Genomic DNA, 14766 nt, shown 5'->3' with positions numbered 1-14766 from the left:
ACATGGCAGTAACAATAGCCGCAAATGGGTTGAGTATTGTTCATAAGGGCTCGGGGAGTGAAGCGAACGCGACACTGCCCGATGTGTGTTTAACGACTGTTGGACCACCGGTCGTGCCTATTCCATATGGTAACAATGCGAAGTCCGCGGATTTAGTCGATGGCTCTACCTCGGTCAGTGCCGATGGGGGAAACAGTATTGCCCTTAAAGGCAGTAAGTTTTCAAAAAGCACTGGGGATGCTGGCGGTGACAAAAAAGGCGTTTCTTCTGGAACTATTGAAGCTGAAGCCGAGTTTACATCAGCGTCAGCGGATGTACTCATTGAAGGTAAAGGGGTGGCACGACTTTCTGACCAAATGACGATGAACGCAGGTAATACAATGTGTTTGAGCGGGGTGCAAACTCCTCCAGTGAATGTAGATGAGGACTTGGAATCGACAGATGTTGTGGCTATTAGTGTACGCTACCCTAATGGGCAACGACTAACAAACGCATCTTATACCTTAACGGATGAACGCGGTGAGGCTGTTGCTTCTGGTGTCTTAGATGGTAGCGGTAACAGTACGACGGTAGAGCTCAAACCAGGGAAAGTGAAAATCATTGTGCAAGAAAGCAAAGATGATTATGTTGTGACCCCCATACGAAGAGCGAACCCTCATTACGCAGAGTCGATGGCAGATGATGCGTTTTTTGACATAGCAAGTAAAGGTAGGCGTGGTTTTTGGCAGCCAACCCGAATCGATACCCTAGGTACGCCTTGGGGAAGCATTGGACAGTCGCTAAGCGAAGATAAGTTCTTTCAAGACATTGTTGAGGCGGAAGTTAAACTGCATTTTACTCACTTTCATCCTGAGAGTGTCTTTGATTTTAGTAAAACCTGTGATGTTCTCGTTGGTAATCTAAACCAGCCCTTGCCCCATACGACAGAAGCGCTGTTGGCGTACACTTTACCTATTGTACTAGAAGAGGGCGAACTTCTCTCTGTATTATTGAGGCTTGCACCCTATGAGAATACTGACCGAATGCTTGCTTATATGCGAGCACGTGGCAAAGGTAACCCACAAGCCTATTTGAGCAATTACAATTGGCAAGCCGCAAAAAAAACCATAGATGAAACATTCGAATCGCTACTCGATAAGATTAAATCTCGAATTATTTTTCTTCGCGATGAAGCTAACAAGCTTCAATATAGCTATTTATCTCAAGATATATTTGATAAGCACATTAACACGTTGAACACTTATATGAAGGGGTTACCGGAGTTAACATCAGGGACGTTTACGAAGCTTCAAACCAAGGCATCTCTTTTATTAGCTAACACAACCAATGTGCATGTTATCAAGGCTCCAGAATACTTGCATGCCACAGAAAAACCAAACATACGTGCAGTGGTCAATACCACTCAGTCCGTTGATACGGTTGAACCCTATATGATTGAAGTGCCTGGTGTGATTGAAAACGTTATTCCGATTTATCCAGTACGTTATGGTTACGCGAATTTCTTTGACGAATTGATGCCAGCGCAAGCTCCCCCGTTGCTACCTGAAATCGCTGCGGCATCCTGTTTAAATGAAACGGGCGGTTATCTTTTACGTTTATTACGTGAAGGATGGATTTATATCAAAGAGGAAGAAGGGGCCTCTGATAATCAGCAAGTTCATATCTTTCGTTATTGTCAAACAGAAATATTTCCGAGCGTGATAGAGAAATTTGAGAAGTACTATTTCACCAATGGAGAGAATGCCAAAGATGGGCTAACGCTCGATACTTCATCAGGGGCAACCTTTTATCCTTTTGCGTTCGTGACTGCAAACACTCAAAAAATCTCTATCGCTTATTCTGAGCACGAATGGGCTGCTGAAATCATTGATAGGATGAACGATGACCAAGAGTGGCGTGCCAAGGCAATGCAACAGGTCGATTTAAGTTCACCCCAAACCGAATTTAGCCAAAAAGCGACGCAAGAGAACATAAGCGCGTTGGTTGAAGACTACCGTAATAACGATGAAAAGTGGCTGGCCGATAAAGACAGCGCGAAACCTATGCCCCATGGCCTTGATTTGGCCACCACCACACTAAGTTATCACCTCGCGGCTGAAGGCATAGTAGAAACTATGCAAAAAAGCCACAGCGAGCATAAAGACGGTACCTTGGTGGCTCTGTTTGACCCAGTAGGTCGTCAACGAGATATTGCCAATTGGCTCAGAATGACGATAGCCGAGGGGCAAGCCTATCAACAAAACAACCTCTATCCTTTGACGATAGGTAGTTATGCCAAAGCTTGTATGGACAGTACAGTGCCTGAACTCAGTAAAGCCGCGCAAGAAAACCTTGATACACAAGCATTGACTGCCTTTATAAATCAAAATCAAGCCGAAATGGACAAAGTTGCTAAAGAAACTCAGCAGTGGCTGCAGATGATGGATTACTTTGTTGCAGGAGAGGGGGCAAAAGACGAGATAGGGTCGCTGACTTTTTATCTTCAACATTATTTTGATGTTCGCCAAGAAGGCATAGTTAACCCGGCGCTCGAGCTCGCTAAATTGATGTTCTTGCTGGGTACACTCTTTGAAGGTGTGACCGCCAGCGAAGAAGGTATGGATACTTTAGACGATTGGGTTGGCCAAGCGTTTATGTCGGAGGCATTAACATCTGAAGATAATGCGGTGGGTACCGGCTTTAAAATCGTAGAACGTATTTTTACCCAGTGTCATGGGGGAGATTGGCAACAGTATATTAGTGATGTGGGCAATCATGTTTTGAGTTCTATGGGGACTTTTTTGGCACGTATGCCCATCGCTTTCGATTATGTGGGCAAGCAAGGTGGAAAATGGGCCAAAATAGCGGGCAATGTAGGGTTGGAGAATTTTTATAGGACGACATTTCCTTCGATACTCGATGCACTTTTGGGGCTAAAAGTAACGGGAAATCGAGTGCAAGTCCCTCTTGATGAGGTTGAGTTGCTGCTTAAAAATCAGTCAAACACAGGGCGAGCAGCTGCTATATGGCAAAAGACTAAAACCAGTTGGCATGATCGTTTAATTGATTGGTCAGAAGTGAAAGCAGATGCGAAAGAGCAGCGCATTTTACAACTACTTGAGTTTGAACCCACGGCAAGTTGTCCCAAGATAATTAAAACAATGATTGATAATCTTGAGAAGGCTACAAAACCAGCCAGCAAAACAGCTGTTCACATAAGTGCTTCTGTCGCTGATGCGGGGTTTTCTGCTTGGTCATTTTTCCTAAATGTGGGGGCAATGTATGAGATGGGCACTCAAGAAGAATTTGCAGCTTTAGACCCACTTACCAATAAACATGAGTTTTATCGAATACTTAAATTAACCTCTACATTAAGTGCTTTGGCTGCCGATAGTGCAGCGCTGGCTCAATATGGCGCGAAATCGACTCATGCCACCGCTTTAACGCTTAACAGAGGGCTTAACTCCATTGTGATTCAGAAATACCTGCCCACTTTGAGTGCTAAACTAGCCGATAAGCTGAGGCTGGCTAATGTTGCGGCCCATAGCCAACATATGGGGAATACTCTCTCTAAATTACCAATAAGAGGCTTCGTTATAGTGGCAACTGTAACTTCTGCTTGTAGCTATGGCTGGGATGCTTACGAAGCCAGTCTAAGTGGGAATACTGGCTTAAGGAACGCGAACTTGATGGCCGCTGGCTTTACGTTGTTTATGCTTGGAATTTTATACGCTGGCCCTGTTGGTGGTGCCGTAATCTTTTTAGTGGGGATGGCTGGCTTGTTGTGGAGTGTTAGCATTATCTCACGTTATACAAAAACGGGGATAGAGAATCTGCTTTTCAGGTGTTTCTGGGGCAAAAGTGAGGATTATTCATTTTGGAGTTTTATCGACAGAAAAGACACAGAATCAGTCAGGCAAAGACTCGAGATTTATTGGGATAGAGACTTAAAAGCTACTTATTTTCAGTACCTAAGCAAAGCTTTAGAGATAGAGTCTCAGGAGTTTATTAATTATTTCTACTGGCCACAATTAAACGTTGATAACTCGATGCTCAAACAGGATCTTTTAAGTGGAGAACAGCTTCGTACTTTTCATTTTATTTTGCCAGAATTTAAAATGGGTATATCACAGCTACATGGTACTATGTGCAATACATTTTTTTCTAGAACAGGGACGACGTCAGTTGTACCAAATAATCAGATGACGAAGACCTTCAAATACGCTTTACTTGCGTCATTAAATGATCCTCAAAAGCACCAGTTTAAAGACGATGGTTTACACTTGACTGTGGTGGCTACGTTTCCAGTAACATTTGGCATCAGTCCAAGTTTACCGGTACTAAAATGGTGTTATGAGCCAGAACCCTCATTGTTAGTGCCTAAACGTAAGTTAACGTCATCAGGTGATATAGATGGTCTGATGATAGGTATGATAGATGAACGCCCGAACAATACTGATTAAGGATTTGCAATGAAACGTCGATTTTGGAGTATGTTGACCACTAAAGCTCAGCCTTTTTCCAAGTGGTGGCAGAAGTTTCGCTCTGAGGTAATTGTCATTCCGATGGAAGACCCTCTAGATCCGATAGTGTCGGTAGATGATAAGGTACTAACCGTAAGAACTGGTTATCATACTCGGCGGAATACGATCCTTATACCGCTGATGCTGGTGTATAGCTTTTTTTCGATTTTAGCGCTAAATGATTGGTTGCCCGATTTTGAACATAAAAAGAAAAAAGCATACGCAACGCTAGAATTTGTTTCTGAACAGAGGGCTCTTAAAAACTCAATGTCTTTTATTGATGACCTTGAGGAATATGCCAATGCAATACTTAATGAAAATGGTGAGGTGACATGGTCAACTTATTTAAGGGCTAAGGAAGTAGAAGGTAAACTTGATTCTTTCTTTGGTCGTTTATTTCTTTTATGCTTTTTTTCGTTACCGAGCATTGCTATGTGGCTCATTTTCTTTTTAAAACCCAGAGATGCCGAAGTCTACTTTGACCGCGAACGCCAAATTGTTTACTCGTGGCGTCATGGAAGGGTTGGAGCGGCCTACTTTGATAAAATGGGGCTGATTGAAAACCACATTGGTATCAATATCGTGTTGCAGTTTGAAAACAAAAAGCAGAAGGGCTATCGCCCGATGGCGATTGTCGGTATTGATACGGGTAAGCTCGTTTTTCATACCGAAGCTGATACCACCTACCCACTAGCGCAAATCCTTGCGTTTATGGATCATGGTAAAGAAGCGGTCATCACCGTGCCGTCATTTAATCGCGAACCCGCAAAGCTATTTTGGCGAGTAGATCCTAAGCCAGAAAACTTTGAAGCACGTGTGGATGCAGCATTAAAGGCAGAAGGGGATTTAGTCCATCACTACCAAACCCGCAGACTCAAAGGCCACGCTATTTAAGGTTTGAAGATAGTCTCGACACGGTAAGTGAGTGCGCCAGGATTAACTTACTGTTATCTAGCTCACTATTTCGATTGAGCAGATAGTCACAAAACTTAAACATAAAGTCATATTTAAAATTGGCTAAGCATCTAAGGAATCAGATCTCTTACTTGCTATTGATAACCAATTGACCAGCAAGATTGACGTCATCGATGGGGATCTTTATCCGCCTATTTTTGTTGATATTTTCACTTCTCTATTTGAAGAAGAGTTACTGATATTTCAAGCTACAACCATCATTGGTAGTGCCGAAGCGTAAGTTAACGTCATCAGGTGATATAGATGGTTTAATGATGGGTATGATTGATGAAAGTCCGAACAATACTGATTAAGGATTTACTATAAAACGTCGATTTTGGGGCATGTTTACCACTAAAGCTCAGCCTTTTTCCAAGTGGTGGCAGGAATTTCGCTCAGAGGTAATTGTCATTCCGATGGAAGACCCTCTAGACCCGATAGTGTCGGTAGATGATAAGGTACTAACCGTAAGAACTGGTTATCATACTAGGCGGAATACGATCCTTATACCGCTGATGCTGTTGTTTAGTTTTTTTTCGGTTTTAGCGCTTGATGCTTTGCCTGATTTTGAATATGAAAAGAAGGATGCTTACGAAACGTTAGAGTTTGTTTCTGAACAGAGGGCTCTCAAAAATACAAGGTCTTACATTGATAGACTTGAGAAGCATGCCAATACAATACTTAATGAAAATGGTGAGGTGACCTGGTCAACTTATTTAAGGGCTAAGGAAGTAGAAGGTACACTTGATTATTTCATTGGTGATTTATTTTTTTTATGCTTTTGTTTATTACCGAGCATTGCTATGTGGCTCATTTTCTTTTTAAAACCCAGAGATGCCGAAGTCTACTTTGACCGCGAACGCCAAATCGTTTACTCGTGGCGTCATGGAAGGGTTGGAGCGGCCTACTTTGATAAAATGGGGTTGATTGAAAACCAACTTGGTATCAATATCGTGTTGCAGTTTGAAAACAAAAAGCAGAAGGGCTATCGCCCGATGGCGATTGTTGGTATTGATACAGGTAAGCTCGCTTTTCATACCGAAGCCGATACCACCTACCCACTAGCGCAAATCCTTGCGTTTATGGATCATGGTAAAGAAGCGGTCATCACCGTGCCGTCATTTAAACGCAAACCCGCAAAGCTATTTTGGCGAGTAGATCCTCAGCCAGAAAACTTTGAAGCACGTGTGGATGCAGCATTAAAGGCAGAAGGGAATTTAGTCCATCACTACCAAACCCGCAGACCCAAAGGTCATGCTATTTAAGGTTTGAAGATAATCTCGACACGGTAAGTGAGTGCGCCAGGATTAACTTACCGTTATCTAGCTCACTATTTCGATTGAGTAAACATAGAAGTCTGCTTTGTTTCACTGCATTTTATCGTTTTCTACTCGGGATAAAACAAAAAAAGCGAACCTTGTAGGTTCGCTTTTTAACTATTAGATAACTTAGTTAGTCATCCTCAATATCGCCATATCACTCTTCGTAGCTATCAATGCTTGGGCATGAACAAATGAGGTTTCTGTCTCCATATACATTGTCTACACGATTGACAGTTGGCCAGTATTTCCACTGTTTGGTTGCCTTTGATGGGAAGCAGCCAAGTTCACGCGGGTAAGGGCGGTTCCATTCTTCTGCGGCAAGATCAACTTGAGTGTGCGGCGCATTAACCAGAGGGTTATTGTCTAATGGCCATTCGCCTGCTTTTACTTTCGCCATCTCTTCGCGAATCGCGATCATCGCTTCACAGAAGCGGTCTAGCTCTTCTAAATCTTCCGATTCAGTAGGCTCCACCATTAGAGTACCTGCTACAGGGAATGACATGGTTGGCGCGTGGAAACCGAAGTCCATTAGACGCTTGGCGATGTCTTCTTCGCTGATGCCTGTTTCTTCTTTCAGAGGGCGAATATCGATAATACATTCGTGCGCTACGCGACCGTTCGTACCACGGTAAAGAACAGGGTAGTGAGGGCGTAGTTTTTCCATCACGTAGTTGGCGTTGAGGATAGCTACTTTCGTCGCTTCTGTTAGGCCTACTTCACCCATCATCGCAATGTATGCCCATGAGATAGGCAAGATAGAGGCACTGCCAAGATCCGCTGCTGATACTGCGCAGTCTTCGCCTTCCACACCATTTTCGATATGGCCCGGCAAGAATGGTGCTAAGTGAGATTTAACCCCAATTGGTCCCATACCCGGGCCACCGCCACCGTGTGGGATACAGAATGTTTTGTGTAGGTTTAAGTGTGAAACGTCAGAGCCAATAAAGCCCGGTGTGGTTAAACCTACTTGCGCGTTCATGTTCGCACCATCTAGGTACACCTGACCGCCTGCTTCGTGCACCATTTCACACACTTGTTTCACTTGCTCTTCATATACGCCGTGCGTTGAAGGGTAGGTGATCATAATGCTTGAAAGGTTCTCACGGTGCTTTTCAATCTTAGCTGCAAGATCGTCGATATCGATGTTGCCATCTTCATCACATTTCACCACGACGACTTTCATGGAAACCATCGAAGCAGTCGCTGGGTTCGTACCGTGCGCAGAGCTCGGGATCAGACAAACGTTACGATGGGTATCACCACGGCTTTCATGGTAGCGTTGAATCGCAATAAGGCCTGCGTATTCGCCAGATGCACCAGAGTTTGGCTGTAGCGAGAAGGCATCATAGCCAGTAATCTCGCAGAGTTTTTCTTTAAGATCTTTGGCTAGTGCTGAGTAGCCCGCAGCTTGTTCGATTGGTGCGAATGGATGTAGCGCACCAAATTCAGGCCAAGTAACGGGAATCATCTCTGCTGCGGCATTGAGCTTCATGGTACAGCTACCTAGTGGGATCATGCCGTGCGTCAGTGAGAAGTCTTTATTCTCTAGTTGTTTTAGGTAACGCATCATCTGAGTTTCACTGTGATGCGTGTTGAATACTGGGTGCGTGAGGTACTTGCTTTCACGACGCAGTGCTTCTGGAATCGCTGCAAATTCGTTTTGGGCAATGTCAGAAGAGAGAGCGTTAACCTCAGCGGTTACACCAAAGACAGCAAACAGCGCTTGGATGTCTTCCGTTGTTGTTGTTTCATCAAGGCTGATACCGAGCTTACCTGATAGTTTACGTAGGTTGATATCGGCATCTTGTGCTTTTTGATACAGAGTGTCGGTTTGTTTACCGGTGTTTAGGGTGATGGTATCGAAGAAGCTGTTATGTGCCAGTTCAAAGCCCGCTTGAGTTAGACCCGATGCGAGAATGGCCGTCATATGATGGGTACGACGAGCAATAGTGCGCAGACCTTCAGCACCATGGAATACGGCGTAGAAAGAGGCCATATTGGCAAGCAACGCTTGCGCAGTACAGATGTTTGATGTCGCTTTTTCGCGGCGGATGTGCTGCTCACGCGTTTGCATCGCCATACGCAGCGCTTGGTTGCCATTACTATCAATAGAAACACCAATCACACGGCCTGGCATTGTGCGCTTGTGTTTATCGCGTGTCGCCATGAATGCAGCGTGAGGGCCGCCGTAGCCCATAGGTACGCCAAAACGTTGTGCTGAGCCGATGACCACATCTGCGCCCATTTCGCCTGCTGGTTTTAGCAGGGTAGAAGCTAGTAGGTCAGTGGCAACCGCAACGAGTGTTTTGTTGGCTTGAGCAGCAGCGATGATGTCTGTTAAGTCAATCACTTCGCCTGTAGTCGTCGGGTATTGAACTAATGCGCCAAATACGTCTTGGCTGGTTAAGTTTGCGAGATCATCAACGATAACGTCAAAGCCGATGTATTTTGCGCGAGTTTTGATGACTTCAATGGTTTGTGGGTGAACATCGCTGGCAACAAAGAAGGCGTTGCTCTTACTTTTGCCTGCGCGTTTACAGAGTGTCATTGCTTCCGCAGCTGCGGTTGCTTCATCAAGCAGCGAAGCGTTAGCGATATCCATACCAGTGAGATCCATCACCATCTGTTGGAAGTTCAGCAGTGCTTCCAAGCGACCTTGAGAGATTTCTGGTTGGTATGGCGTATAAGCGGTGTACCAGCCTGGGTTTTCTAGCACATTGCGCAGAATAACGTTTGGCGTGAATGTGTTGTAATAGCCTTGGCCGATAAAGGTACGTTTGATTTGGTTTTGCTGTGCGAATTGCTTCATCGCCACAAGCATATCGGATTCGCTTTTCGCTTCGGCGAGTGAGAGTGGTTTCTCTAAGCGAATTTGAGCCGGAACGGTTTGTTCAATCAGTTGATCTAAGCTAGTGGCGTTGATCGCTTCTAGCATTTGTTGTTGATCCGCTTTATTTGGTCCGTTGTGGCGAGCAACGAACTCATGTTGAGTGCTTAGGCTTTGAAGTAATTCTGTCATTTTCCTTTACCTTCTTAACCGATTCGAGTTAATCGAACCTACAAAAAAGCTACCCACTTGCATGGGTAGCTTTGGTGTTTCCTTATTATTCGTCTTCGATAGACGCTAGGTACTCTTCAGCGCCTTTTAGTGAGTCTAGCTCAGCTGCATCAGACAACTTCACTTTGGCAATCCAGCCACCTTCATAAGGTTCTTCGTTGATAAGCTCAGGGCTGTCGTCTAGTTCTTCGTTCACTTCAACGATTTCACCTGATACTGGTGCGTAGATATCAGAAGCCGCTTTTACTGACTCAACCAGTGAAAAGCTATCACCAGCGTCTACTTCTGATTCAACTTCTGGTAGGTCGACGAATACTACGTCACCCAACATTTCTTGTGCGTGCTCAGAAATACCGATGGTTACTGTGCCGTCACCGTTATCACGAACCCATTCATGGCTTTCAGTAAACTTCAGTGTGTTGTCCATTGCTAAATCTCCAAAATTTAATTTTATTGGTAAAGTGGAAATTGGGTGCAAAGTGCTTTTACTTGTTTGCGCACTTGCTGTTCTACTTCAGTGTTCCCCTCTGGGTGTTCAACTAACCCGTCGAGTACGTCACCTATCCAATTACCGATGAGTTTGAATTCTTCTTCGCCAAAGCCGCGGCTAGTGCCTGCTGGGGTGCCTAAACGGATCCCCGATGTAATCATAGGCTTCTCTGTGTCGAATGGGATGCCATTTTTGTTACATGTGATGCCAGCGCGTTCAAGAGCTTGCTCTGCTTGGTTACCTTTCAAGCCTTTAGGTCGTAGGTCAACCAGCATTAAATGGGTGTCTGTACCACCAGTCACTATGTCGCATCCGCGAGTTTGCAATACTTCAGCTAATACTTTTGCGTTGCCGATCACCGAATCGATATAAGTTTTGAAATCTGGGCCAAGTGCTTCTCCGAATGCGACCGCTTTCGCGGCGATAACATGCATTAATGGGCCGCCTTGAAGCCCCGGAAAAACCGCAGAATTGATCTTTTTATTTATCGTTTCGTCATTGGTTAAAATCATCCCGCCGCGTGGGCCGCGAAGGGTTTTATGTGTGGTGGTTGTGACGACATGAGCATGTGGCAGTGGGCTAGGGTGCGCGCCGGTGGCAATTAGGCCCGCAATGTGCGCCATATCGACCATTAGAATGGCTTCGACCTCATCGGCAATTTCGCGGAATTTGGCGAAATCAATAGTGCGAGGTATTGCGCTACCCCCTGCGATAATCATCTTTGGTTTATGCTCTAGCGCAAGTTGGCGAACGGCTTCGTAATCAATTTCTAGTGTTTCGCGATCTACGCCGTATTGCACTGCATTAAACCATTTACCTGAGAGTGCAGGGCGAGCGCCATGAGTTAGGTGGCCGCCTGCATCGAGCGACATACCAAGAATGGTATCGCCCGGTTGCAATAGGGCGAGTTTGACCGCTCCGTTTGCTTGCGCGCCTGAGTGGGGTTGAACGTTTGCGTATTGGCAGCTAAAAAGTTGCTTTGCACGCTCGATAGCGATCGCTTCGACGCTGTCTACGTGTTCACAGCCACCGTAGTAACGGCGGCCAGGGTAGCCTTCAGCGTACTTGTTGGTGAGACAAGTGCCTTGGGCTTGCATGACCGCTTTGGAAACGATGTTCTCTGAAGCAATCAGTTCAATTTGATCGTTTTGACGAGCGAGTTCTGCTTGGATGCCGGCAAATACTGCATCATCTGTAGCGGAGAGTTGAGTAGAGAAAAAATTCTCTAGGCGATGATTTTGATAACGATTGTTCATGGTCGATGACCTTCCATAGTAACAGCAAGAGAATCTCTCTTGTCTTTGGTAGAGCCATGCGTTTAAAAGCTTTAAACGCCTGATCAATTTCATCCCCAACTAATAGGGGCTAGGCCGCTCAAACCATCCATATTGTTGACTATGACGAGCGGAAAAAGCATCTCTTAAACTAACAAGTTGGTAACATAGCGGTTGCTGTTAAAACAATCAACCAAAAATTTCCTATAGGAAACACAGTTTCTCTTTTTGTTAGCTAGCGCTCATTCTTTACTCGTTTTCACCCTTTTTAATATCGGTCGCTTATTGCACAATGAAACGATGGACAGGAAGTAAGTGAATATGTGAGGGATGCATGGCAGAAGAAATCTATGATGAGTACCCGTCTTTGACGTTAGCCAAAGAATCTCAAGAGCAAAACATCGAGCCACTAAAATTGGGTGAGCGGATTAAAGAGATTCGATCTCGATTAGGTATCACGCTTGAAGAAGCAAGCCAACGCACTGGCTTGGCTCGTTCTACGCTAAGTAAAATCGAGAACGAACAGATTTCGCCTACCTTCCAAGCTATGCAAAAACTCGCTAATGGTTTGCAGATAGCAATGCCTCAACTGTTTGAACCACCAAAGAAAAAAGTCGCTGCTGGCCGCCGAGATGTCACGCTTAAGGAGCAAGGTAAACCTCATCCCACGCAAACTTATGAGCATGAACTATTGGCCACACAACTGCTCAATAAAAAGATGATGCCGTTCAAAAGCCGAGTTCGCGCAAGGGCATTTGAAGAGTACAGCGACTGGGTACGGCATGATGGCGAAGAGTTTCTACTGATCCTTTCTGGAGCAGTCAATTTCTATTCTGAATTCTATGAACCGATGGTTTTGAATGAAGGTGATAGCGTTTACTACGATGCAAATATGGGCCACATGCTTGTATCTGTCAGTGAGGAAGACGCGCACATTTTATGGGTAACCGCTAAGTAAATTGAGAGATGTATTGCTTCAAGTTTCTTAAAGGAAAGTAAGCATAATATCCGTTGATTTATTCGAGCTGTTATTGGTAAATCTAACAGTAAATTTGTTCTAAAAATGTTAAATGTCACATTTTCTTATGCTGATGTTTATTTAACCGTGCATTACTTATCTAGCCGTGTTTATTATCGGAAACATGTTTTCTTGAATTGAAACATCGAACGGATAATTTGGAGACCAAGATGACTCAAGAGCTACTTAAAACCCCACTACATGCATTACATGTTGAAGCTGGCGCGAAAATGGTGCCATTTGCTGGTTATGATATGCCAGTTCAGTACAAGTTAGGTGTTAAGAAAGAGCACTTACACACTCGTGAACATGCTGGGCTGTTTGATGTTTCTCATATGGGGCAGCTGCGTTTAGCAGGTGACGGTGCGGCAGCTTACTTAGAGTCTTTGGTTCCAGTCGATATTGTCGATTTGCCAGCGGGCAATCAGCGCTATGCTTTTTTCACCAATGAACAAGGCGGCATTATGGATGACCTTATGGTCGCCAATTTAGGTGATCATTTGTTTGTGGTGGTGAATGCCGCTTGTAAACAGCAAGATATTGCTCATTTGAAAGCACACCTCCCAAGTGATGTTCAGTTAGAAGAGATAGAACATCGCGCTCTGCTTGCTTTGCAAGGGCCTAAAGCGGTTGAGGTTTTGGCACGCTTTCACCCAGCAGTAAGCAACATGGTGTTCATGGATGTCGCGCGTTTGGACTTGCTTGGTGTTGAGTGCGTCATTTCCCGCAGCGGCTATACTGGAGAAGACGGTTTTGAAATTTCAGTACCGAATGAGAAAGCTGCTGAATTAGCGCAAGCATTGACTGCGGAACAAGAAGTAGAGTGGATTGGTTTAGGTGCGCGAGATTCGTTGCGTTTGGAATGCGGTTTGTGTTTGTACGGACACGATCTCGATACAACCACCACGCCTGTAGAAGCCAGTTTGTTATGGGGTATTCAGAAAGTTCGTCGTAATGGCGGTGAGCGTGCTGGTGGATTCCCGGGTGCTGATATTATTTTACAGCAGATCGAGACTAAGCAAGTGTCACGTAAACGTGTTGGTTTAGTCGGTGAAACCAAAGCGCCCGTACGTGAAGGTTGTGAACTATTTGATGTTGATGGTGACAAGATTGGCGTTGTGACTAGCGGCACTGCAGGCCCAACAGCGGGTAAGCCTGTTTCTATGGGCTATGTGGCGACTGAGTTTGCGCCTGTCGGCAGTAAAGTGTTTGCAGAAGTACGTGGCAAAATGCTAGCGATGACGGTAGAAAAAATGCCTTTTGTGCCTCAACGTTATTATCGTGGTTAAGTATTGATTAAATACATGATAGTTAAGCATATTAATAAAGAATGGCGTATTAATTGCACTATTTATAAAATCCTGGTCGCGTAATTGCTACGACTTTAGTTGTATGTCATTTATAAACTTTAGATATGATATTGGTTGGCTATATAGTGACGGAAATTTGTTTTGAAGGATTATATAGATGAAACGGAAACTCACTGTAGGCCTTTTGGCTTCGGTCGTGGCACTTGGCGCAAACGCAAATGATATTTCTGCGCAGATTATTAACGGTACACCAGCATCGGTTGCGAATTATACTAACTTCGCAAGCTTGTATGTAGAAACTGATACGCAGTATTCGACGCGTAGTTTTTGTGGTGCAACGGTCATCAATGATTACTATGTCCTGACGGCGGCGCATTGTATTGTCGGTCACGAATCCATTTTGCCTCATGTAACAGTACCTCTGGGGCTTGAAGATGAATCGACGTTTATTCCAGGATCTTATCCAAGAGTTGTTGAGTATCATTTTCCTTCCACGTACGTTGATTCTGAAGTTGCTCTTTGGCCAGATGATATAGCGATACTCAAACTTGATAACCCTATCGGTACAGGTGACCTGTATTCAATGCTGAATTTCTCTCGAGATCGAGATTATGATAGCAATGACGTTTTTACTGCTGTAGGCCATGGTAAACAAGAGCACAATGAGGCTGTTAATGCTCCAAATTTGCTTGAAGCGCCCTTAGACCTAGTGTCTACTAAGGGTGGGATCGAACTTTAACCACTGAAAATAAAAGACTTTATTTTATTGGGAACTTTTCAAGGTAATCACGATCTGATCATGAAGTTAAAAATATGAGAAACTCGTGCATGATTATCA

General features: G+C 44.5%; 10 protein-coding genes. 7 read left to right on the top strand and 3 right to left on the bottom strand.

From position 1 onward, the window contains the following. Window positions 1–2: 2 nt before the first annotated feature. The 4 genes from MU515_RS10510 to MU515_RS10495 all read left to right on the top strand — a co-directional run bounded on the left by MU515_RS10510 (window position 3) and on the right by MU515_RS10495 (window position 6721). A complete protein-coding gene (locus MU515_RS10510; RefSeq protein WP_260260381.1) occupies window positions 3–4442 on the top strand; it encodes a PAAR-like domain-containing protein in 4440 nt (1479 codons plus the stop codon). A 30-nt stretch (window positions 4443–4472) separates the two neighbouring features. Beyond that, a complete protein-coding gene (locus tag MU515_RS10505) occupies window positions 4473–5396 on the top strand; it encodes a hypothetical protein (RefSeq protein WP_260260550.1) in 924 nt (307 codons plus the stop codon). Between the two features lie 169 nt (window positions 5397–5565). After that, a complete protein-coding gene (locus MU515_RS10500) occupies window positions 5566–5697 on the top strand; it encodes a hypothetical protein (protein WP_260260380.1) in 132 nt (43 codons plus the stop codon). 103 nt (window positions 5698–5800) lie between these two features. Continuing rightward, entirely contained in the window at window positions 5801–6721 is a 921-nt protein-coding gene (locus tag MU515_RS10495; protein WP_260260379.1) for a hypothetical protein, read from the top strand. 211 nt (window positions 6722–6932) lie between these two features. Here MU515_RS10495 and gcvP read toward each other — a convergent pair whose 3' ends face one another. The 3 genes from gcvP to MU515_RS10480 form a co-directional block, all read right to left on the bottom strand. Beyond that, window positions 6933–9797 carry an aminomethyl-transferring glycine dehydrogenase gene (gene gcvP / locus MU515_RS10490; RefSeq protein ID WP_260260378.1) on the bottom strand — a complete coding sequence of 955 codons (2865 nt, stop codon included), beginning with the start codon at window positions 9795–9797 and terminating at the stop codon, window positions 6933–6935. Between the two features lie 85 nt (window positions 9798–9882). Continuing rightward, window positions 9883–10263: a glycine cleavage system protein GcvH gene (gene gcvH, locus MU515_RS10485; RefSeq protein ID WP_260260377.1), complete on the bottom strand. Its 381-nt coding sequence runs from the start codon at window positions 10261–10263 to the stop codon at window positions 9883–9885. Between the two features lie 23 nt (window positions 10264–10286). Continuing rightward, window positions 10287–11582, bottom strand: a complete 1296-nt coding sequence (locus MU515_RS10480; protein ID WP_260260376.1) for a serine hydroxymethyltransferase — start codon at window positions 11580–11582, stop codon at window positions 10287–10289. A gap of 352 nt (window positions 11583–11934) precedes the next feature. On the opposite strand from MU515_RS10480, the gene MU515_RS10475 reads away from it, so the two are divergent. The 3 genes from MU515_RS10475 to MU515_RS10465 all read left to right on the top strand — a co-directional run bounded on the left by MU515_RS10475 (window position 11935) and on the right by MU515_RS10465 (window position 14667). Further along, window positions 11935–12558 carry a helix-turn-helix domain-containing protein gene (locus tag MU515_RS10475; protein ID WP_260260375.1) on the top strand — a complete coding sequence of 208 codons (624 nt, stop codon included), beginning with the start codon at window positions 11935–11937 and terminating at the stop codon, window positions 12556–12558. 230 nt (window positions 12559–12788) lie between these two features. Next, window positions 12789–13907, top strand: a complete 1119-nt coding sequence (gene gcvT / locus MU515_RS10470; RefSeq protein WP_260260374.1) for a glycine cleavage system aminomethyltransferase GcvT — start codon at window positions 12789–12791, stop codon at window positions 13905–13907. A gap of 178 nt (window positions 13908–14085) precedes the next feature. Further along, window positions 14086–14667, top strand: coding sequence for a trypsin-like serine protease (locus MU515_RS10465; RefSeq protein WP_260260373.1), 582 nt, complete (start codon window positions 14086–14088; stop codon window positions 14665–14667). The last annotated feature ends 99 nt before the right edge of the window (window positions 14668–14766 follow it).

The sequence above is a fragment of the Vibrio intestinalis genome (genome assembly GCF_025195085.2).
GTDB lineage: Bacteria > Pseudomonadota > Gammaproteobacteria > Enterobacterales > Vibrionaceae > Vibrio > Vibrio intestinalis.
Note: the sequence above shows the minus strand (reverse complement) of the source record. Positions and strands in the feature narration are given on the sequence as shown.